Annotated in this window: 18 protein-coding genes; 13 read left to right on the top strand and 5 right to left on the bottom strand. The window is 61.7% G+C overall.

Annotated elements, in window-relative coordinates; translation table 11 throughout:
- The first annotated feature begins 81 nt into the window (after positions 1-81).
- A complete protein-coding gene (locus tag VSX79_RS05370; protein ID WP_326914664.1) occupies positions 82-1,059 on the top strand; it encodes an NAD(P)H-dependent flavin oxidoreductase in 978 nt (325 codons plus the stop codon).
- A 5-nt stretch (positions 1,060-1,064) separates the two neighbouring features.
- On the opposite strand, the gene VSX79_RS05365 is transcribed toward VSX79_RS05370, so the two are convergent.
- Positions 1,065-1,748: a GntR family transcriptional regulator gene (locus VSX79_RS05365; protein ID WP_326914663.1), complete on the bottom strand. Its 684-nt coding sequence runs from the start codon at positions 1,746-1,748 to the stop codon at positions 1,065-1,067.
- A 266-nt stretch (positions 1,749-2,014) separates the two neighbouring features.
- On the opposite strand from VSX79_RS05365, the gene VSX79_RS05360 reads away from it, so the two are divergent.
- The 4 genes from VSX79_RS05360 to VSX79_RS18570 all read left to right on the top strand — a co-directional run bounded on the left by VSX79_RS05360 (position 2,015) and on the right by VSX79_RS18570 (position 6,371).
- Entirely contained in the window at positions 2,015-4,189 is a 2,175-nt protein-coding gene (locus tag VSX79_RS05360) for a TonB-dependent receptor (protein ID WP_326914662.1), read from the top strand.
- Between the two features lie 25 nt (positions 4,190-4,214).
- On the top strand, positions 4,215-5,387 hold the full coding sequence (locus tag VSX79_RS05355; protein WP_326914661.1) for a fumarylacetoacetate hydrolase family protein: 1,173 nt from the start codon (positions 4,215-4,217) through the stop codon (positions 5,385-5,387).
- A 129-nt stretch (positions 5,388-5,516) separates the two neighbouring features.
- Positions 5,517-6,200, top strand: coding sequence for a TetR/AcrR family transcriptional regulator (locus VSX79_RS05350; RefSeq protein ID WP_326914660.1), 684 nt, complete (start codon positions 5,517-5,519; stop codon positions 6,198-6,200).
- Between the two features lie 15 nt (positions 6,201-6,215).
- Positions 6,216-6,371, top strand: a complete 156-nt coding sequence (locus VSX79_RS18570; protein WP_407697257.1) for an SDR family oxidoreductase — start codon at positions 6,216-6,218, stop codon at positions 6,369-6,371.
- A 99-nt stretch (positions 6,372-6,470) separates the two neighbouring features.
- On the opposite strand, the gene VSX79_RS05345 is transcribed toward VSX79_RS18570, so the two are convergent.
- The 3 genes from VSX79_RS05345 to VSX79_RS05335 all read right to left on the bottom strand — a co-directional run bounded on the left by VSX79_RS05345 (position 6,471) and on the right by VSX79_RS05335 (position 9,888).
- Positions 6,471-7,115: a hypothetical protein gene (locus VSX79_RS05345; RefSeq protein WP_326914659.1), complete on the bottom strand. Its 645-nt coding sequence runs from the start codon at positions 7,113-7,115 to the stop codon at positions 6,471-6,473.
- A gap of 66 nt (positions 7,116-7,181) precedes the next feature.
- Complete coding sequence (locus VSX79_RS05340) at positions 7,182-7,499, bottom strand: hypothetical protein (protein WP_326914658.1); 318 nt, start codon at positions 7,497-7,499, stop codon at positions 7,182-7,184.
- A gap of 520 nt (positions 7,500-8,019) precedes the next feature.
- Positions 8,020-9,888, bottom strand: a complete 1,869-nt coding sequence (locus VSX79_RS05335; RefSeq protein WP_326914657.1) for a hypothetical protein — start codon at positions 9,886-9,888, stop codon at positions 8,020-8,022.
- A 270-nt stretch (positions 9,889-10,158) separates the two neighbouring features.
- On the opposite strand from VSX79_RS05335, the gene darT reads away from it, so the two are divergent.
- From darT to VSX79_RS05310, 5 genes are read left to right on the top strand one after another with little or no spacing between them, the layout of a single operon-like run.
- Positions 10,159-10,797 (top strand): type II toxin-antitoxin system toxin DNA ADP-ribosyl transferase DarT, encoded by a 639-nt coding sequence (gene darT / locus VSX79_RS05330; RefSeq protein WP_326914656.1) that lies wholly within the window; start codon positions 10,159-10,161, stop codon positions 10,795-10,797.
- Entirely contained in the window at positions 10,785-11,882 is a 1,098-nt protein-coding gene (gene darG, locus VSX79_RS05325; RefSeq protein WP_456154544.1) for a type II toxin-antitoxin system antitoxin DNA ADP-ribosyl glycohydrolase DarG, read from the top strand. The genes darT and darG overlap by 13 nt, the downstream gene beginning before the upstream one ends.
- A gap of 19 nt (positions 11,883-11,901) precedes the next feature.
- Positions 11,902-12,681, top strand: a complete 780-nt coding sequence (locus VSX79_RS05320; protein ID WP_326914654.1) for a DUF5131 family protein — start codon at positions 11,902-11,904, stop codon at positions 12,679-12,681.
- Positions 12,682-12,710: 29 nt separating this feature from the next.
- A complete protein-coding gene (locus VSX79_RS05315) occupies positions 12,711-13,967 on the top strand; it encodes a three-Cys-motif partner protein TcmP (protein WP_326914653.1) in 1,257 nt (418 codons plus the stop codon).
- On the top strand, positions 13,967-14,914 hold the full coding sequence (locus VSX79_RS05310) for a restriction endonuclease (RefSeq protein ID WP_326914652.1): 948 nt from the start codon (positions 13,967-13,969) through the stop codon (positions 14,912-14,914). Before VSX79_RS05315 ends, VSX79_RS05310 begins: the two co-directional genes overlap by 1 nt.
- Before the next feature lie 803 nt (positions 14,915-15,717).
- Here the strand turns inward: VSX79_RS05310 and VSX79_RS05305 are convergent.
- Positions 15,718-16,824, bottom strand: coding sequence for a HEPN domain-containing protein (locus tag VSX79_RS05305; RefSeq protein ID WP_326914651.1), 1,107 nt, complete (start codon positions 16,822-16,824; stop codon positions 15,718-15,720).
- 261 nt (positions 16,825-17,085) lie between these two features.
- Here VSX79_RS05305 and VSX79_RS05300 point away from each other — a divergent pair, with 261 nt between their 5' ends.
- The 3 genes from VSX79_RS05300 (at position 17,086) to VSX79_RS05290 (ending at position 21,600) form a co-directional block, all read left to right on the top strand.
- A complete protein-coding gene (locus tag VSX79_RS05300; protein ID WP_326914650.1) occupies positions 17,086-17,664 on the top strand; it encodes an RNA polymerase sigma factor in 579 nt (192 codons plus the stop codon).
- A complete protein-coding gene (locus VSX79_RS05295; RefSeq protein ID WP_326914649.1) occupies positions 17,661-18,575 on the top strand; it encodes a FecR family protein in 915 nt (304 codons plus the stop codon). The genes VSX79_RS05300 and VSX79_RS05295 overlap by 4 nt, the downstream gene beginning before the upstream one ends.
- A 76-nt stretch (positions 18,576-18,651) precedes the next feature.
- A complete protein-coding gene (locus VSX79_RS05290; RefSeq protein WP_326914648.1) occupies positions 18,652-21,600 on the top strand; it encodes a TonB-dependent receptor in 2,949 nt (982 codons plus the stop codon).
- The last annotated feature ends 3 nt before the right edge of the window (positions 21,601-21,603 follow it).

The raw sequence follows: 21,603 nt of genomic DNA, 5'->3' as shown, positions 1-21,603 counted from the left end.
ATTATACATCGTATATGTCAATCTTGACAAAGCCGCCCAGATTTTCATATTTACGTCGTAAACATTTTGAAGGGACAGGATATGCGTACACGAATCACCGAGCTTTTCGGCATCGAGCGGCCCATCGTGCAGGGGGGCATGCATTATGTAGGCTTCGCCGAAATGGCAGCCGCCGTCTCCAACGCCGGCGGGCTCGGGATGATCACCGCGCTGACTTTTCCCAATGGCCCCGCGTTGCTCGAAGAGATCAAACGCTGCCGCAAGATGACAGACAAGCCGATCGGCGTGAACCTGACCTTCTTGCCGTCGGTCAATCCGCCCGATTACCCCGGCTATGTCGCCGCGATCATCGAAGGCGGGGTGAAGGCGGTCGAGACCGCGGGCAACAATCCCGCCGAAATCCTGCCCGCGCTCAAGGCTGCGGGGATCAAGGTTATCCACAAATGCACTTCGGTTCGCCACGCGCTGAAGGCCGAGGCGATCGGCTGCGACGCGGTCAGCGTCGACGGCTTCGAATGCGGCGGCCACCCGGGCGAGGACGATATTCCGAACTTCATCCTGCTGCCCGCCGCCGCGCGCGCGCTGTCGGTCCCCTTCATCGCCTCGGGCGGGATGGTCGATGGGCGCTCGCTTGTCGCGGCGCTCGCGCTGGGAGCGGACGGCATCAACATGGGCACGCGATTCATCGCAACCGAGGAGGCGCCGGTGCATCCCAACGTCAAGCAGGCCATCCTCGACGCGACCGAACTCGACACGCGGCTGGTGATGCGCCCGCTACGCAACACCGAACGCGTGCTCAACAATGTCGCGGTCGAGCGTATCCTCGTCCGGGAAGAAGAAATGGGGTCCAAGTTGCGCTTTGCCGACATCGCCGACGAGGTAGCGGGCGTCTATCCGAAGGTTATGCGCGACGGCATCGTCGACGCCGGTGCCTGGAGCTGCGGCATGGTCGCGGGACTGATCGACGATATTCCGACGGTGCAGGCGTTGCTCGACCGGATCATGGCTGAGGCCGAGGCGATCCTGATGCTCAACGCGCCTGTTCCGGAGCCGGCCTGATCGCGTCAGCCCCCGATCGACGGATCGTCGTAAATGAGGCGCAGCGTGATCTGGTTATGCTCGGCCAGCCAAGCACACGCGCCATCGGCGTCGCGCGCAAGCGCCAGCTCGGCGAGTTCGCGATGCTCGTCATAAACGTTCGGGCTGACGTCGCGCATGCGCAGCATCAGGTTGCGATACCGCTCGGCCTGCCGGTGCAAATCGTCTGCCATCGCGATCAGCCGCGGCGAGCCGCAGCCCGCGAGCAGCGCCTTGTGAAAACCGAGGTTGAGCCGCTCGAAGGTCGCCACCCGCTCCTCGACCGACGCGGGCGGGTTGGCGGAGAAATATTTGAGCCGCTGCAATGCCGCCGCGACCTCGGCCTCCCAATCGGCGTCGCCGCGCGCGATCGCCTCGCGTAGCGCGCCCGTCTCGATCGCGTTGCGCGCGCGAATGAGGTCGAGCAGATCCTGACGACTGACCTGCGCGACGCGAAAGCCGCGCTGCCCATAAGCGACGACGAGCCCGCGTCCGGCGAGGCCGGTGAGCGCTTCGCGAATGGGGGTCGGGCCGATTCCCAGCTCGGCCGATAGATCGCGGATCGCTAGCCGCGATCCTGGCGCCAGATCGCCGCCCACAATCGCTGAAGAAATCGTGTCGGCGGCAGACGCCGACAGGGTCGAGCTGCCCGGCTCGCTCAATTGGTTCATCGCATATCCCTCCGGACGCACCTTAGAGCCCCAATATCCGGCCCTGCAAGGCGCTCCATTCATGCCGTCCTACCATGATTGCGTCGCCGATATCGCGGTTGATGTAAATCGGTTTTTTTTACTAATATCGATTTTAATTGACCGTCTTCGATTTTTTCGATTACACCGTACATCCGATTGCTGCCCAGCAGCATCGAGGGAGAGCCGCCCAAGCGGCCGGAGAGCGGATGCGATCCTGCACCGCTCCACGAGAGGGAGAGATCATCATGGGGAAGAAAGCCTATTTCTTGGCGGGAGCGATGACCTTGTGCCTGGCGGCCGAAGCGCAGGCGCAGGAAAGCGAAAGGGCGAACGAGGCCGGCGTGTCCGAAATCGTCGTGACCGCGCAGCGCCGCGCCGAAGCGCTGCAGGACGTGCCGCTGGCGATCAGCGCCGTTTCGGGCAGCGACCTCCAGGAGCGCGGCCTCAACGATGTGCGCGATATCCTCGCCCTCACTCCCGGCACCGCTTTCACCTCCTATAATGCCGCCGAACCCGTGCTGTCGGTGCGCGGCATCGCGTCGGGCGGCGAAGGCGCCGCGTCGGATTCGGGCGTGCTGATGATGATCGACGGCGAGGTCATTTCGCGCGACTTCATGCGCTCGGCGCCGATCTTCGATGTCCAGCGGGTCGAGGTGCTGCGCGGGCCGCAGGGCACGACCTATGGCCGCAACGCCACCGGCGGCGTCTTTCATGTGATCAATCGCCGGCCCGGCGACACCGCGGGCGGTGACCTCTCACTCGACGTCGGCACCTATGGCACGGTCAAATTCGACGCGGGATTCGACATTCCGGTTGGCCCTTCGACGCTTTCGCGCTTCGCCTTTCAGTACAGTCGCCGCGATGGCTATTTCGAGGATGTGGCGACGGGCCGCGACGTCGACGACCGCGCCTCGCTCGCCGGCCGCCTGACGATCGAGCAGAAATTCGGCGAGAATGTCATCTCGACGCTGCGCGTCCATGGCAGCTTCGAACGCCACGACGATACCTCGCCGCTGAAGGCCTATGACCCGACCTTGCCGGTCCTCGGCCCGCCCTTCTCCGACCCGATCTTCGAGCCGAGCACCGATCCGTACAAGATCATGACCACGCCAGGCGGCAGCTTCTTCGACCGCGACATCTGGGGAATATCGAACGAGCTGGTCATCGATTTCGGTTGGTCAAAGCTTACCGCGCTGACGTCGTACCGGCACGGCGACAATCATTTTTTTCAGAGCTCGCCGCTTGCTTACAATAATCTCGACGTGCGCAACAATGCCAAGGTCTTCACGCAGGAAATCCGGCTGGAAGGCGATGCCGCGAACGACAGCATCTATTGGGTCGCGGGCCTCTTCTATCTCGACGAGACGATGCGCTACGGCTTCGACCGGTTCGGCGGCGCCGCGACCAATTTCGGGCCGACGACGCAGCAGCTTCGCCAGTCGAGCGAGGCTCAGGGCTATGGCGTCTTCGGCGAAGTCGCGTGGGACATTACGCCGCAACTGACGCTGACCGTCGGTGGCCGTTATTCGCACGACGAAAAGGATTTCGCGATCGACAGCCGCGCGCAGGGGCCGTTCGCGGGCTTCTTTGTCGAAGATCCGTCACAGCCGCTGATCGCGGCGGTCAGCGACAGCTGGGGCAAGCCGACGGGTCGCGCCTCGCTGCAATTCCGCCCGAGCGACGCCTTCATGATCTATGGCGCCGTGTCGCAAGGCTATAAGTCGGGCGGGTTCAATTCCGAACCGCTCAATATCGTCTCGGCAACGACGCCGTTCGACGAGGAAACAGTGCGCAATATCGAGGCTGGGGTGCGCACCAAGCTCTTCGACAACCGCCTGCACCTGAACCTCACCGCCTTCGACATGCAATATGATGATATCCAGGTGTCGGCCTTCAATTCGAACAGCATCGAGATCACCACCAACGCCGCCAGCGCCACGATCCGGGGGATCGAGATAGAAGCCGTTGCACGGCCCAGCCGCAATCTGACGCTGTCGCTGGGTGCTGCCCGCTATGACGGCGAATTCGACGACTATGTCGATCTCGACGGCAATGATCTCGCGGGCACGCGGCTTGCCAAAATGCCCAAATGGACGCTCGCTGTGTCGGCGGTGGCGGACTCGCCCCAGATCGCCGGGGCGGGCGTGGTTCGCCTGCGCGCCGATTACAACACGCGCAGCAGCATCGCCAACGATGCCCCCGCCGACCTGGAATTCGGCATCCGCAAGGGCAAGGACATCGTCGACCTCCGCCTCGCCTGGGTGCCCGATTCGGGCAAGTGGGAGGCGGCCATCTTCGTCCGCAACCTGCTCGACAAGGCCGAGATGAACTATGTCTTCCCGCAGGGCATCCTCGAGCAGCGCTTCGTTTCCTACGGCCCGCCGCGCACCTGGGGCGCCAACCTCTCCTTCCATTTCTGACCATTAGACAAGGAAAATATCCTGCATGAGCCGCCTCACTTCCGCCATCGCATTTCCGCTGCCGCTGAGTGCCGATCGATCGACGCGGTCGAACCAAATCTCGCCGGAAGCGAAGCCGATAGCGCCCCGTCTCGCTCCCGCGTCGGTCGCCTTCACCCTTGCACAGACGGTGAACGACGCGGGCGAGACTGTGACCTTGCTGGTGACGACCTATGAAGGCGGCGACACCATCGAGGCGATCGACCTGACGACAGAAGGCGCGCCTGCCGGCGCCGATATCTTCGACGCGATCGCCGCTGTCGGCGACGACAAGCTGCATGCGCTGCAGATGGCCGGCGGATCACAATCGCGCTATGCGCTGGGCAACCTGCTTCCTTCGGGTGCGATGACCGATCGCCATCTTGCGACGGGCACCAATTTTGCAGAACATGCCAAGGAAGCGGGGAGCAACACGGTCTTCAACTTCCCAAAATTCGGCAAACCGTCCCCGGCGCGCACGACGCTGGTCGTTCATCCCGGGACGCTAATGGATTATGAGGTCGAGATCAGCGTGCGCTTCGACCGCGACGTCGCCTCGCTCGCCGATTTCGAAGCCGCGCGGAAAGGCTTTTTCCTCTGCGGCGATTTCACCGACCGCGCGACCTTGCTGCGCGAGATCGATCCGCAGAACGTTCCGTCAGGTCGTGGGTTCAGTGACGCCAAAAGCGGCCCCGACTATTTCCCGACCGGACCATTTCTCGTCGTCCCGCACGACTGGCGCGCCTTCGTAAAGGACGAACGCATCGTGACGCGCGTCAACGGCACGGTGAAGCAGGACGCCCGCGGCAGCGCGATGATCCTCGATTTCGAGGCGCTGGTCGCAAAGGCCCTGACGAACGGGGGCGGCGGCAACTACACGTACAAGGGCAGCAAGGTACCGCTGCTCGAACAGGACACGATCCCCCGCGGCGCGGCGGTGATGTCGGGGACGAGCGAAGGTGTGCTCTTCATGCCCCCGATGCCCGAGGACAAGAAAGGCGGGATCATCGACCACATCCTGCTCGGCCGCTTCCTGCGCGGAAAATCGCCGTTCTTCTCGGTTATCAATCGCTTCGTGCGGAATGAGCTCAAGGCCGGGCGTTACATGAAGGTCGGCGACACGGTCGAACATCTGTCGTCGACGATGGGCGCGCTGGTGGTCCGGCTGGTCGCGCCATAACCCGTATTCGCCTTGCTCGAGAGAGCAACCGCGCCGCTTCATTGCCCAGCAATGATTTGCCAACCGCAGGCGATGCCGAATAGAGTCTCCAGACGCCGGACACGCCGGCGACTTGGAGAAGGGGCAATCTTGTCGGCGGTAGAGAAAACTGGTGACGCAGTGCCGGTCAAGCGGCGGCGCGGGCGCCCACCCGCGTCGGCGGACGATCTGCGGGTCGCACACAGCGCCGCGCGTGACCGGATCTGCGGCGCAGCGCTGACATTGTTCGACCGCGGCGGGATCGATGCGATTTCGATGCGGGAGATTGCGGGCGTGATCGGCGCTTCGCCGATGATGCCCTATAAATATTTTCCCACGAAGGACCATTTGCTCCAGGAACTGCGCACGCACGCATTCCTGCAATTCGAGGCCGCGCTGCGCGACGCGGTGGCCGATGCCGGCACCGGCCGCGAAAAGCTTGAGCGAATGCTGATCGCCTATCTGGAGTTCGGCCTGCGCGAGCGCCGCTCCTACCGGCTGATGTTCGATTATTGGGTCTATGACAGCCCGAGCCGGATGCTCGAAGATTTCGGCGACGCGATCCGCCGTCAGTCGGGCGCGTGGAATGTCGTGCTCGAAGTCGTCGAGGCCTATTTCGCCGACACGGGCGAGGACGACGACCCTATGACAGCCGCGCACCTCATCTGGGCCAGCCTCCACGGCCTCGTCTCGCTCGAAGCCTCGCGTAAACTCGTCATGGGCCGCGATTTCCGGGAATTGATGGCACCGATGGTGGCAGCGATCATGAACGGCGTTGCATCGACCGATCGGTAAGTCCAGAATCCGGCAATGTGCGGATTTTCGGGCTTTCAACGCAGTCTCATTCCTCTGAGATGGTACGGCATCCCAGCGGATGTCGCCGCAGCCGTCGCCGTTCTCGCAAGTCCCGTTGCCCGCCAGATCTCCGGAACCACCGTGAACGTCGACGGCGGCGCGCTGGCCTGAGCTCAAACCTCGCCGATCGGCGAGGTTTGGCCGCTTTCAGTCGGTCAGCTTTTGACGACGAAATCGCAAAAGCTGCCATCGGACTCCGACAGGTCGGAGCTAGATCGAAGCTTGAACCATCCTAGCCAACGTCGCGGAATCTTTGTTCATATGAGCCGCGACAACCGACAAGTTTTGGGTATGCTCCTCCAGTTTTCGCAGTTCCCTGCGTAAGGTCTCCTTGGCTACGATCCCGTAGTTCATACAGCGCACCATAGGCATTGTACCGGTTCGCTTTTTCCCTTCCTGCGCATTCTTGGAGAGAAGCAAAAAGGCCTTGTCGCCTTCAACGCGTCGCACCGCCCAGTGAGCGAAAGTATGTCGCATTTGTCGGTGCATTCCAATGATTCCCGCGGCTCGTATGAGCGTTTCCTTTACATTGCCCTTGCTATTATTTTTCAATCGGTTCGCGGCCAGAATCAAATGTGGGAAAACGTCATGTCCGGAGAGCCGCGAAGCAGCTTCTTTGCTCTGGCTAGGTATGACGGAGTCGATCATCTCAATAATCTGCCGAGCACTAAGCTCCGCGAAGCAATAAACCTGCACGAATGTGCCAATGAGTTGAAAATCTTTGGCGGTAGGTCGCTTTGATGCTTCGATGAATGCGTCAGGGTTCTCGTCAAACTGAGCACCGAGACGCGCCAAAAGAGCAGCGTCTCTTGCGTCAAATCCCGTAGGTCTCCGTTCCACTGCGAGCCCGTTCAAATGACATCGCTCCTATGTGTGCCGTAACGCCGTCGCGACCGGGGTATCGGAGGGGTTGAGTGCCAGCTAGGCCGCGGCCTTCTTGTAGCCAATCTTGCGCAAGAATTCAGGCCAGCCATAGTACCGCTCGGCGCTGGGGCGCGGATCGGCCCCGTGTTTGTCCAGCGCGATAAGAATCTCGGCATCGTTGGCATGCTTGGTCTCGTCTGCCGTGAGTTCCATCTTGGAGAAGCCCGAGGACATATATTCCCGGAAACTCACCGTGAGCAGCCGGTCCGAAGGCGTGTCCCGATGCGTCCAACCCGAAAAATCAATCTTGGTGCTGCCCTGCAACCAACCGTTGGGTGTCAGATGCATCTCATCAACTTCATCGCTCGCTGACATTCTGTCCTCTCCCTCCTCGGGCGGAATTGCTCCGCTCTGCCCTCCAAAGTGTGGTCGCGCGGGCAAATTTCAACCACGCCATCAATGCTTCGCCGCTAGTCCCGTTGGCAGCGAAATCGACTCTCTGGCGGGTTTCGGACCGCCGGCTTTAGAAAAAGAAGTATGGGATAGCTGTCGCAACAATGGCGACGGCGGCGGGGCAGTTCCTTGCTCTGGCTGTTTCGGGATGGTTCAAGAGCCCCGTGGCCTTTCAGAGCTTATGGCTTGTCGACGCACGACCTTGCGCCATTCATGTAGTTAGAAGGGGGTATGGCTACACGACCAGGCAATATTCTGGAACGTTGGGACATGGGGATGGTCAAGTCCATGCTCGCTCGCAACTTCGTGCGGTACGACCTGCAAGCATATTCTCCCGGCCGATACGATCCGAAGCGGTGTCGGTTCTGACCGAAACATCTTCAACGAAGACACTTCCTGCACATCGTCGCATCAGCGACATCGCTCGCCCTACATGGTCGGCTCACCCTCGAACCATAGCCACGTTGAGGTCGCTATCCACGTCAAACCGCGGATAGCGACCGGCGCGCAGCTCGCCGGCAAGCCAAGCGATCGGATCGTCATACAGGTTGCCGTTTTTGGGCAAAGTGTCCGGGCCGAATAATATCCGCCCGACGATTTGCTCCTTGCTGACACTCTCGCCCGACCGGCTTCGGGCTTCGAGCGCAAACAGGCCGTCGACCACTGCCGCCCGGGCATGATCGACATAGCGTCCGCGATGCGGGTCGGTCGCATGAGGGACCAGCGTCATGGGTATAAAGAGTAACATGTCTCCGCGCTGCGTATCGCGCAGGTACTGCTGTGCGATCATTTTGCCTTCGCGCGATTCTGGACCGTAGCGCGTAACCACCCGATCGAAGATGTCTGTCTTCCCATCGGCAAATTGGACTTCGAAGCGCCGGTCGGGCCGCAACCGAACGCTGCTGATCGCGCCCTGACGGTATTGGACGGACGGAAAGGCGAGGAGCAGGCGCATGGTCCAGACATTGTAGGGCGAGAGCTGCCGGGTATAGGCCGTCGGCATACGACCGTTTAACACGATGCTGACATCGGGTCGGGCCAAGTCGGTGTAAGCTGCAATGTTTTCAGGAAGCGGTATCGACTCCGCAAGCTCTTCGGTCAGCCGGCTGATCCATTCCTCGGCAAGTGGCCGCATCACCTCGCGGATTACCAGCTGGTCGGCAAGAGGCAGCTCAAGCACGAAGTCCTCAAGCGTTTCCCATTCAGCAGTCTCGAACGGCTCGACCCGCGCGCCAGCCACAAAATGGGGTTTCAGCAACGCATCGAGGCGCTCGTAGATCGGCGGCAGATGCAACTCACCGCCGGGCGGCCAAGAAACTCTGTTGTACGCCATGAAATATCGCTGATCGAGCCACCAGACGATCTCGGACAGGATTTCCGGTTCGTAACGGGCCTCGGGTTCCCCGCTGTCGAATATCGCTTCTAAACGTGAGCGTCGCAGACCCTCGTCAATCTGCGCCTCAAGACCTTCGCGGTATCGCCAAAGCGCCTTCACATAACTGTGGCGAAACTCGCCGAAGGCGTAGTGAAGGCCCTCAATGACTCCGCTGTCGCCGCAGCCCGATATCAGCACTTTTGCTGGCGGAACGAGATGGTCGTAGATGAGCTGGTGCCCCGAATCCCAGTAGCTGTAGTCGGTGACCCCCAGCGGGTTGGCCTCCTCGCCATATCCCGTCGCGTCGATGAGCAGGTCGACCGAAACAAAGCCGTAGTTCGGGTTACCGGAAGAGAAATCAATATCTACCCCGTCATGCCGCGGATGCAGCTTCTGGGGAAGCACCTCCGAGCCGGTGAATGCGAAGATGGGAAGGTCGCGGTCATAGGTCGCAAATTCGTTCAGCCAGGCGTAAGCGACCTCGCTGGCGTTCGCGGCCTCCCACGCAAAAATTGGTGACCGAAACTCCGCCGACGACCATTCGGGATCGAAGCGAGTGCCAAGAGCGCGCGAATTCAGCACTGGCGACAAGTGACGATGCGCCTTGTCGCGAAAGCGGTGGAGCAGTCGGTACTCCTTCTCAAAGACATAGACGATCGCGTCGTTCACCATCGCCAGGATGACCGCGAGCATCAGCCCCGAAAATGAGCCCCCGACGACCCCGATCACATCCCCTGGTGCCACCCGACCGGTGCGGGAAAGCGCCCACGCAAGGTTCGTCGCGCGGCGCTGCTGATGCAAGATGGAGATGTTCTCACGCGCGAACCCGGTAGCCGAAAGGATGCGCGGACTGGATTTCGATGTCGCCTCGGCGATCATCTTGCCGGCGAGCTCATCCAGCCTGGCGGCATCATCAATAGAGGGTGTTTTCGTCATAATGCCGCCTTAGCATTCGCTGGCATCCCTCCGCATTATTCATTGTATCCCGGCCCTCCGAATTCCTATATGTTCTCCTTATGTTCTTATCGCGCCACCTCGAACCGGAAACGGTATGGCAGCGGGCTGTCGGCTGCTCCCGGCACGATGTCGCTGGCGACTTCCCGTCCTTGATGGAAGTCGATAAGGACACGCCATGCGGGCAGGGCCGATCATCATCGAGACGGATATTGGGGTGGCGCAGCCTCCCGCTGCCCGTCGGCGCGGCCGGTGAAGATCCTCGGACCAGACAAGGGTCTCATTTTCCGGATCGTCCACCGCGACAATCTGGACTGGATTCTCGCAAACGGTGTTCATTGCCGCAGTTCAGAATTGGTCGACCCCAATTACGTCGACATCGGCAATCCGGAACTGATCGGAAAACGCAATGGCCGACAGGTGCCGATCGCGCCGGAGGGGACGTTGAGCGACTATGTTCCCTTCTATTTCACACCTAGATCGCCAATGCTTCTGAACATAAAAACAGGATTCAATGGCATTCCAAAGCGCAGCAATGAAGAGATTCTAATTCTTGTTTCCAGTCTTTTTCATATTCGTGATCAACTGATGGAATATTTGTTTACGAATGGCCATGCATACCTTCAAACATCTCAATTTTATAAAGATTTAGCTCGACTTGATGCGATAGATTGGGCTATATTGCGGGACAGTGATTTCAAGCGCGATAATGATGATTTGGGCAAGTTCGATCGTTATCAGGCCGAAGCGCTTGTGCATCATCATGTTCCGGTCGGCGCCTTGCTCGGCATTGCGTGCTGCAATGACGCAGAAGCGGCGGCGACGCAGGAACGGATTGACGAAGCGGGCGTGGATTTAAGAGTGGTCGCAAGACCGGGATGGTATTTCTGATGATCAGCTATACGCAGGGAAATCTTCTCGAGGCCGACGTCGATGCGCTGGTCAACACCGTCAATACCGTTGGCGTGATGGGCAAGGGCATTGCTCTCATGTTCAAGGAGAATTTCCCGCTGAACCTCAAGGCCTATATGGCCGCCTGCAAAGCTGGCGACGTGAAGGTCGGGCACATGTTCGTCACCGAACGGCGCGAGCTGCTCGGCCCCAAATGGATCATCAACTTCCCCACGAAGCAACACTGGCGCAATCCGTCGAAGCTGGAATGGATCGAAAAGGGGCTCGACGATCTCAAGCGGGTAATCCGTGAGCAGGAGATTCGCTCGATCGCTTTGCCGCCACTCGGCAGCGGCAATGGCGGACTCGATTGGCCGGTGGTGCGCAAATTGATAGCGGACAAACTCGGCGACCTCGATGTCGAAGTGGTAGTTTACGAGCCGACCGCGGCCTATCAGAATGTCGCGAAGCGCACCGGGGTCGAGAAACTGACGCCGGCACGGGCAATGGTAGCCGACCTTGTCCGTCGCTATGCGGTGCTCGGCTTCGAATGCTCACTGCTCGAAATCCAGAAGCTGGCCTATTTCGCGGAGCGCAGCCTCGCCAAGCTTGGCATTCAGAACGATCTCGATCTGCGCTTCGAAGCCAACCGCTTCGGCCCCTATGCGCCGCGGCTTCGTCATTTGCTGGATTCGCTCGACGGCAGTTATCTGCATAGCGACAAGCGCATGGCGGATGCCGGGCCGCTCGACACGATTTGGTTCGACGACAGCAAGCGCGATCGGATCGCTGCCTATCTGGGGTCGGAGGGGAAGGAATATCTGCCTGCTCTTACGCTCACTGACGAGCTCATTGACGGCTTCGAAACGCCGCTCGGCATGGAGCTGCTCGCCACCGTCGACTGGTTGATAGAAAACGGCGCCGAAGCGAGCATTGCCGGCGTGCGCGCTGGCATCAAGGCGTGGCCAACTGGTCAAGATGCAGCCGTCCGCAAGCTCGGAATCTTCGACGAGCGCATGATCGAAGTTGCACTGGTACGCCTGTCCGAATGGCCCGCGAGCCGGCTGGCCGCAGCCAGCGCCTAACTGAGGCAGGAGAAGTCCGATGGCGGAAACGCAGATTGAATGGACCGACGCGACTTGGAATCCGGTGGCGGGCTGTTCAATCGTCTCGGCGGGCTGCACCAATTGCTACGCCATGGAGATGGCGCGGCGGCTCGAGGCGATGCGGATCGACAAATATCGCGACCTCACCCGCCGGAGCGGCAAGCGCACTATCTGGTCCGGAGTCGTACGCGAAGACCGCGATGCCCTGGAAATTCCGCGCCGGTGGCGCAAGGCGCGGAAGATTTTCGTCAACTCGATGAGCGATCTGTTCCATGAGGCCGTCTCCGAGGAATTCATCCTCGACGTGTGGCAGGTCATGCGCGACACGCCGCACCATAATTATCAGATTTTGACCAAGCGCCCGGAGCGTATGGCCCATATTCTGACCGAAGTGATCCGCGACGTGCTGCCCAATGTCTGGCTTGGCACTAGCGTCGAGGATCGGGCGGCCGTGCCGCGCATCGATCTCTTGCGGTCCGTCCCTGCGGCGATCCGGTTCATATCCTTCGAGCCACTGATCGGCCCGGTTGGCTTGATCGATCTTACCGGGATCGACTGGGCGATCGTCGGCGGCGAAAGTGGCCGCGCGGCGCGTCCGATCCGTGAAAGCTGGATCGACGAAATCCACCATCAATGCGCCCGGCACGGTACGCTGTTCTTCTTCAAGCAGTGGGGAACCTGGGGCAAAGACAACAAGCGCCGGTCGAAAAAGGCGAACGGCCGCGAGTATCGAGGCCGTACTTGGGATGAAATGCCAGGGAGTCAGTTGGGACTGTAATTCTCTGTCAACTATGGCATGGAGCATGGATGACAGAGAAGATCTACGAATGGAAAGATGGCGCGGTCCTCGAAGAGCATTCGAAGTGCAAGCATAAGATCCTTCGCGAGTATTTCTTCCGCTACCTGATTGTTCGTTGCCAGGTTCCCCAGCAAACCAAATTCCGTCTCGCGTTTGTCGACGGATTCGCCGGCGGCGGTCGGTATAAATGCGGAGCGCCAGGCTCACCGATCATCATCCTCGAAGAGCTGAAAAAGGCGCTCGATGCCGTCAATCTGCACCGCGCCGCGAGCGGCCTTGGCGCGATCGATATCGAATGCCTGATGATCCTTAACGATTGGGAAGCCGACGCCCTCGACAGTCTCAAAGGGCATATGGCGCCGGTTCTGGGGGAGCTTCAGGAAACTACACCTCGGCTGCATGTACAGATCTGCTATTTCAACGGCGCATTCGAGACCATTTTTCCGTCGATCGAAGCCACGCTGGCAGCGGGTCGCTATCGCAACGTCGTCTTCAATCTCGACCAATGCGGGCATAGCCATGTGGAGCGGCAGACCCTGGTGCGTATCATGCGCACTTATCCCTCAGCGGAGATATTCTACACTTTCATGATCACGGCGCTGCTTGGTTTCCTGAAGAAGGCTGATCCGGGCAAGCTGCAAACCCAGCTTAAAGCCGTCGCGCCGTCGCCCGAGCAATTGGAGCGCCTCAATGGGGCAATGAGCAACACCGACTGGCTTGGTACGGCCGAGCGCATAGTATTCGAAACCTATGAGAGTTGCGCTCCCTATGTCAGCCCGTTCTCGATCAACAACCCCGGCGGATGGCGTTACTGGCTGATCCATTTCGCCAACGCCTATCGTGGCCGGCAGGAGTATAACAATATCCTGCATGCCAATAGCAGCATGCAGGCGCATTTCGGCCGGTCAGGCCTCGACATGCTGAGCTATGACCCGCGACACCATGACGGCGAACTCTATCTCTTCGATCTGGACGGACGTGAGCGCGCCAAGGACCAGTTGCTCGAAGACATCCCGCGGCTGATTTCCGATTCAGGCGACGTTCTTCCCGTGGCTGAATTCTACGAGGGCATTTATAACGCGACGCCTGCACACGCAGATGACATCCACCAGGCGATCATCGACAATCCGGATCTCGAGGTGCTGACGCCAGGAGGCGGGACCCGTCGACGCGCAAGCACGATCGCGGTGGGCGATGTGCTGCGGCTCAAGAAGCAGCAAAGCTTTTTTCCGATGTTTCTCGGATCGCCGCCGGGTAAGAGCTGATGTCGCGCGCGCGGCGTGTCGATCCCGAGTGGCGCCAGTTCGAACAGCTTGTGTCCCGGCTCGAAGGCGATGCTGCGGACCTGGGCGCAATCGTCCGCTCGCCAGACCGGATCCCTTGCCGAGTGACGGGCCGGTCGCGCGAGGTCGACGCCAGCCTCCGAACGCCGGATGGTTCACTTGTCACGATCGAATGCCGCAAGCGCCGGGCCCGGCAGGATGTCACCTGGATCGAGCAGCTCGCAACGAAAAGGAGATCGATCGGCGCCAAACGGACGATCGCCGTGAGCGCGAGCGGCTTTTCCGAAGCCGCCCACGCCATCGCCTGCGAGAATGCGATCGAGCTGAAGGAACTGCACGAACTCACGGAGATCGACCTCCATCCATTTCTCGGTCTGGATTTCGTCCTCTTTTGGCATCAGCGCGCCGAGCCGGTCACCATTGGATTGCGATTCGCCGATGGCGGCGAGTGGACCATGCCTGATCCCGCGAATGTCGACTTCACCTTCTCTCACGATACCGACCTCTTCGCACCGATATTCCGCAATATCGATGAAGGTCATACATGGTCACTCAACGACGTCTGGCTGCAAATGCAGGATGCGGCGAACCCTTTTGCAGAAGCAAGGAGGGGCGGCCCTCCAATCATTCGCACGGCCGCATTTCCCTATCCTCGCAATGTCAGCGTCGAGACACCGATGGGCGTGAAGATGCTTGGCGACGTCATCATGACCGTGCGCCTCTGGTTCGAGGATGAACCCGTGGGTCGTGCCGATGCCACGAAAGTCGCCTATGGCGGCCGCGACGACGCCGGCCATCACCGGATCGAGTTCGCATCGCTGCGATCCGCGGACGAACAACGGGTCTCGCTGCAAACCAGAATCGATGCGAATTCGATCGAAGAGATCAAGATCGGCAGTGCTTGGCCAGAGCCCGGCAACGGTCAATAAGACCGCGCAGCGTACAGCTGCGCCGCCTTTCCCACCTTCGGCGGAGCCATGAACTCGAAGCGGTCACGGTATGAACCTATGTCCAAGCGCGAACGTACGGTGGCTCCGGGGCCGCCCATTTTGTAGCCGGTAAGGACTTGATAGGGCGCGAAGCGCTCGCTGTCCGCGGGCCTATCGAATGACCGCTATCGGGTACAGCTCGGTCAAAGCCGGAACGGCCGGCCTGAGGCGCGTTCCTGCCGGTAAGTTCTGAAGGCCCGAACGGCAGCTCTCAGGCATCGGTTTCGCGGCCGGCTATGACTGGGATGAGGCGCATAGCTGCCTTCACCGCAGACTTAAGGTGTCCGAAATTTCCAGACGTAACTACGATAACAGTGGGCTAATTGGCTGTCGTCAGGCCTCCAAGGCGTGATCGAGGCGCGGAAGACAATTAACATTGCGCGCGCGATACCATCGTGAATACCGCATGTAAGATCGCTGGGCATTGGCAGAAGCACACGGTTGGCTGCATCGGGCGCGGCAGCGATCACTTCCTCGACAGTAGCCCGAATTTGCGATTTACTCATTCCGGTCGCGCGGCCGGTTTCGACGAAATGCCGCCCCCGGATATCGAGGGTCTTGTACTTGCGGTTCGTCCCCGCCGACATCGCAAGTTTGTATATACCCACAGGGTATTAAAAGAAATTATACCCTGTGGGTTATAGGGCGGCCTCGACCTTGCCGAGAAGCAGGCATTGCAAACCCTTTTCCCGACAAGTGACATGTGGATCCGACAAAAACCGGTGGCATTAAACCAGAACACATCAAGCGGCGGCTTGAAGCTCTTCCAGGCGCCGTTTGGTGAGCAGTGCGACCAGATCCCGCAGTCTTTTCACAGAGGCGGCAAGGGCTTCAAGATCTTCCGCACCAATTTCGAAATTCGGGGAATATCGCGCCTCGACATACGCCCGCTTCAGCAGTTCGAAGCGGCGTCGGTCCAATTTGCTTTCGCGTGGCCAAGCTTCGATTATCGCGGGTTCCCGATCCTCTGCCAGCGAGCGCAAAAACTTTATGTTATGAGATCTCGGAAAATAGAATGTGGTGGTGAGCAGGTAGCACGCATAGAGGCGTTCAACGGCTTGGTGGAGAGCAAAGGCGGCTCCTTTCAGCCAGCCAGCGTCATCCCGCGCCCGCCCAAACTCGAACTCGAAGGATTCGATCCTCCGTCCCGCCTCCGCAAATCCCGCTTCAAAATAAACGTTCGCCATCTCCAGAGCGTCAGCGGGGGTTAGAGGTTTTGGCAAGGCCAGCGCGTGGTTCGGCAGCTCGTAAAGCGCGATCCCGTCGCGAATGATATCGACCCAGAAATATTCACCGCGGCTCAGCGCCCTGTTCACATCGTCAAGCGTGTGGACGATGATATTGAGCGTCCGGCCGATCGACGCATCGCGAAGAATGCGGTCCTCGGCAATATACCAATGGTCGGCGATGTCGGTCAGATTCTCGTGGCTGACGACAATCAGCAGATCATAATCCGACTGATAGCCATTCTCCGGCTCGTCGACCCAGTCGTCGCGCGCATAGCTTCCGAACAATATGATCTTGAGGATCTTGCCGTTGCGCTTCCAGTCCTGCGTCGCGCGCTCGATCGAGCGCGCGAACTCCTCCATCAATGTCTCTTTGATGCGCTGGAGTTCGTCCTGCTGCCGGGCGGGTAGATGATCGATATCCGTTTTCATGTCCGCCGCGATTCTTGCCGACATTGTCGCTGCTGGCAAGCCTCTCCCCCGCATGCGCGCCGACAGGCGCGGTGCACCGACGGCAGGCACGGCAGGGCCACGGCAAAGCGCATCGACGACCAAGGCGGCGCTAACGCGGGAGGCAATCGAGACGGCGCTCGGCACCACCGACATGCGCGTTTGCTCCGCCATTTGATTCGGTTCGGACCAATTTTTTCCCAGACTCTTGCCCCGACGCTACGGCGGGCTATGCTGAAGGCGCATCGAGCCCGAGGCGCGCGATGCCGGGTCGTAAGAAGCCCGCTTGAGACGAAATCCCAATCGCCATCCTGCCGGGTGGCCGCTGCGCATGTTCAGGCCCTCGGGCTAAAGGTTGCGGCGTAAGCCTCAAGCTTATTCTTAACACCCGGCTTCAAAGCCGCCTTTCCGCCGATGCGCGGGAAGGCGGAGGCGATGGATTACGACGAAGACCAAGGCAGGCGAAGTATCGCGGAAGGCGACCCCTTGCCGCCCGACGAGTGGAACGGCTTCGCAGCCGGCACGCGCGTCGAGGCGATCTACACCGCCCATGGCCCGGAGCTCGCCCGCTATTTCCGCCGCCGGGCGCCGGCACAAGACGTTTCCGATCTGGTGCAGGAATGCTTTCGCCGCTTCACCCAGAGTCGCGGCGCAGCCGCCAGCCTGATCGACCGGCCCGCAGCCTATCTCGTCCAGACCGCGCGCAACCTGCTCGCCGAGCGCGCACGCGCCGACGGTCGCCGGATGCAGGCCGATCACGGCTCGTTCGATGAGGACGACCATGCCGGCCCCGACCCGCACGCGGCGCTTGAGGCGCGCGATACGATCCGCCGCCTCGCCGATGTGGTCGCCCGCCTCAAGCCGAAGACACGGACCATTTTCCTGATGCATCGACTCGATGGCCTCAGTTATGAGGAGATCGCTGCCGCACAGGGGATGAGCGTGAAAGGCGTGGAAAAGCAGATGGCCAAGGCGCTCGGGGCGATCCGCCGCTCGCGGCGGGACGGCAGATGATCGGCGGGCGTAACGCCGAAGACTGGCTCGCATTGATGGAGGGCCCCGATGCCGAGCGGTATCGCGCGGCGTTCGAAGCGTGGCACGACGATCCCGCCAATGCGAAAGCTTATGCGATCCTGCGCCGCGATTTCGAGGCCACCTCGCAGCTTTCGGCCCAGGAGATCGCCAGCCTCGCGGGCCCGTACGACGCAGCGCGGCGGAAACGCCATCAGCAATGGGCGATAGCCGCCGCCATAATGCTCTCGCTTTCGGCGGGTTTCGCCTGGACCGCGATCGGTCCCGACGCCGCGAAGCCGGTGATCGCAATTACGGGACCGACGGGCGAGCAGCGCCTCGACGACGGCACGCTGGTCGCGCTGCTCGACGGCGCCAAGGTCGAGACCCAGTTCACGCGCAGCGAACGCGTGGTGACGATGACCGGCGGCCGCGCCCGCTTCACCGTCGCCCATGATGCGAGCCGCCCCTTCCGCGTCGTCGCGGGAACGTCGGTGACAACCGCGCTCGGTACGGTGTTCGAGATCGATATGCGCGGCGCCGCCCCGCGCATTCGTTTGCTCGAAGGCTCGGTCGACGTCGCGCGCCGGTCGGCGGGTAGTCCGGCGCTGCGCCTCGCGCCCGGCGAAAGCGCCGAGGTCGGTGCCGATGGCCCGCGCCGCGTGCCGGCGATGGCCAGCCCCGTCGCGACGAGCAAGCTCGACGCCGACAATCTCCCGCTCGGCGCGATCGTCGATCGCGCCAATCGCGTGAATAGGCGAAAGATCGGCCTCGCCGATCCCGCGCTCGCCGCCCTTCGGGTGAGCGGTCGGTTCGAGATCGGCGATGGCGATGCGCTCGCGCGCAAGCTCGCCGCCGCGCTCGACCTCGGGCTCGACACCGGCCCAAGCGGTCCGATTCTCAAGCACCCGTAAGAAAAACGGGGGGCCAGGTTTCCCCACGTCATCGAGCCAACCAGACAGCCGGAATGCGGCTGCAAGGGAGGGTTTGATGAAAAGACTTTATCTGGCGGCCTTGCTCACGACGGCAAGCGGTCTCGCGACAGGCGCGCCGAGCGCGCAGGCGCAGACCGGCGAGGCGGACTACAATATCGCGGCGCAGCGCCTCGCCGACGCCCTCAACGAATATTCGCGGGTGTCGGGGCGCGACGTCGTCGCGGCGGCCACGCTGGTCGAGGGCCGCCGCAGCCGGGGCGTCCATGGCCGCCTCGCCCCCGACGCGGCTCTCGAACGACTTCTTTCGGGCACCGGCCTCGTCGCCGAACGCGTCGATGGGGCGCTCGTCCTGCGCAAGCGAAAGGACGCCCCGCTCGCGGCAGCGGCTCCGAGCGAAGCGAGCGCGCCAGCGACCGACACGCCCGCGAGCGAAGCGATCGTCGTCACGGGCACCCGAATTCGCGGGACGGGGCCGGTCGGTTCGCCGGTCACCACGATCGATCGAACCGCGATCGAGCGCAGCGGCCTTTCTTCCGTCCAGCAGGTCGTCCAGTCGCTTCCGCAAAATTTCGGCGCGGGTCCCAATGAATCGACGCTGGGCTCGGGTACGCGCAACGGGGCGGGCTCCAATGGCGGCTATGGATCGAGCATCAATCTCAAGGGTCTCGGCGCCTCCTCGACCCTCGTCCTGATCGACGGCACGCGCCCTGCCCTGGGCGGGCTCGGAGGCGTGTTCGCCGACCTGTCGATGATCCCGCTCGGCGCCGTCGAGCGGATCGAGGTGCTCACCGACGGCGCTTCGGCGATCTATGGCGCCGACGCGGTCGCGGGCGTCGTCAATCTCAGGCTCAGGAACCGCTTCGAAGGCGCCGAGACGACATTGACTGCGGGCACCGCCGACGGGGACATGACCAACCTGCTCGCAAGTCAGATCGTGGGCCGCCGATGGTCGAAAGCGCATGTCGTCCTTGCCTATCAATTCGAGGATCGCGGTCGGCTTGCAGCGTCGAAGCGACCTTTCGTTACCGAAGACCTCCGCCCCTTCGGGGGCCTCGACTATCGCTCCACCTACGGGGTGCCAGGGACAATCTTCGTCGGCACCGATCCCTACGCGATCCCGGCCGGTCAGGACGGAACCGGTCTGTCTCCCGCCGACCTGACCCCGGGCACGGTCAATTATCGCGACGCGCGCGCGGCTACCGACATCATACCCCATCAGCGGACCCACAGCCTCTACGCCGCGGGCGAGTTCGCGTTGGCCGAGCGGTTGACGCTCCGTGCCAGCCTCCTCGCCACGCACCGGACCTATGAAAAGCGCGCGCTGCCCGAGACGTCGAGCGCGGTCACCGTTCCGGTGACCAATCCCTTTTACGTCGATCCCGTCGGCACCGGCCGCCCGGTTTCGGTACGCTACAGCTTCGTCAACGATTTGGGGCCGGAGATCGACCGCGGACGGGTGAAAGGCATTTCTGCCGCCGCCAACCTCGAACGCGAGGTCGGTCCATGGCGGATCGCAATTGGCGGTGCCTATGGCCGCCAGGTCGAAAAACGAACCGATCTCAATGTGCCCAACCGGGCGCGCATCGCGCAGGCGCTCGCGGACACCAACCCGGCGACCGCGCTCAATGTCTTCGGCGACGGAGCCGCGAACAATCCGGCGACGGTCGCCTTCATCCGCGGCGGACGCATCGCGACAACGCGCTTCGACAGCCGGTCGGTGGCCCTGCGTGCCGACGGCCCGGTCTTCACCCTGCCCGCCGGCGACATCCGGCTCGCGATCGGCGCGGAATATCGGCGCGAACATTATCGCGCCCGGTCGCTGTCGGACATCAGTTCGCTCGCGCCGGTCGAGAACCTCAACCCCGAGCTTCCGGGACCGCGCCATGTGCGGTCGGCCTATGCGGAACTCAATGTGCCGCTGATCGACGCCGACGCTGCGATGCCCGGCGTCCACCGGCTCGATCTGTCGCTCGCCGCCCGGATCGAGGATTATAGCGACGTCGGCCGCACCACCAATCCGAAGATCGGCGTGCGCTGGGAGCCGCTCGAGGGCGTTGCGCTGCGCGGATCTTATGGCACCTCGTTTCGCGCGCCGAGTTTCGAGGAGCTGATCGGCCCGACCGTTTCGCTCTATCTCGCGACGCAAGTCGCCGATCCAAGCGCAGCCAGCGGTCAGGCCAATGTTCTCGCCCTCTTCGGCTATGCGCCCGACATCCGCCCCGAGAAGGCGAAGACCTGGACCGCCGGACTCGACCTTAGTCCGCCGACAATCCCCGCACTGCGCGCGTCGATCACCTATTATCACGTCGATTATCGCGACCGCATCGGGACAGCGAACGAGGATTTCGCCAATTTTCTCAACCGGCGCGACGTCTTCGGCGGGCTGATCGAAGAGCCGCCCACGGCCGCCAATCTCGCCTATTATTTCGCTCAACCGACCTTTTCGAACCCGCTCGGGCTCGCGCCGGACCAAATCAGCGCGATTCTCGACGGGCGCATCCGCAACCTTTCGCGCGTGCGACAGACCGGGCTCGATTTCGACCTCGGCTTTGCGCCCGCCTTCGCCGGAGGCACACTCGACGCCGGCATCGCCGGCAGCCGCATCTTTCATATCGACCGCGAACTCGCTGCGGGCGCGCCCGTCGATGACGTCGTCGGCACATTTGCCAGCCCCTCGAAGTGGCGGCTGCGTGGCCGGCTCGGCTGGACGCGCGATGGCTTCTCGATCAGCAGTTTTGCCAACTTTATCGGCGGCTATCGCAATCAGATCCCCGCTATTGCCGAGCAGGTCGCGAGCTGGACCACTTTCGATCTGCAGATCGCGCAACGGATCGGCAGCGAGGATAGCCGTCACCTGCGGTTGGCGCTGTCGGCGACGAACCTGTTCGACAAGGCACCGCCCTATGTGACCAACCGGACGAACACCTCGGCGCTCGGCTATGATCCCGACAAGGCCAATGCCGTCGGCCGCATGATGTCGTTGTCGGCGAGCTTCCGATGGTGAGCG

It is taken from the genome of Sphingopyxis chilensis (assembly GCF_035930445.1).
In the GTDB taxonomy this organism is placed as follows: domain Bacteria; phylum Pseudomonadota; class Alphaproteobacteria; order Sphingomonadales; family Sphingomonadaceae; genus Sphingopyxis; species Sphingopyxis chilensis.
This window is presented reverse-complemented; position numbering and strand designations above follow the sequence as displayed.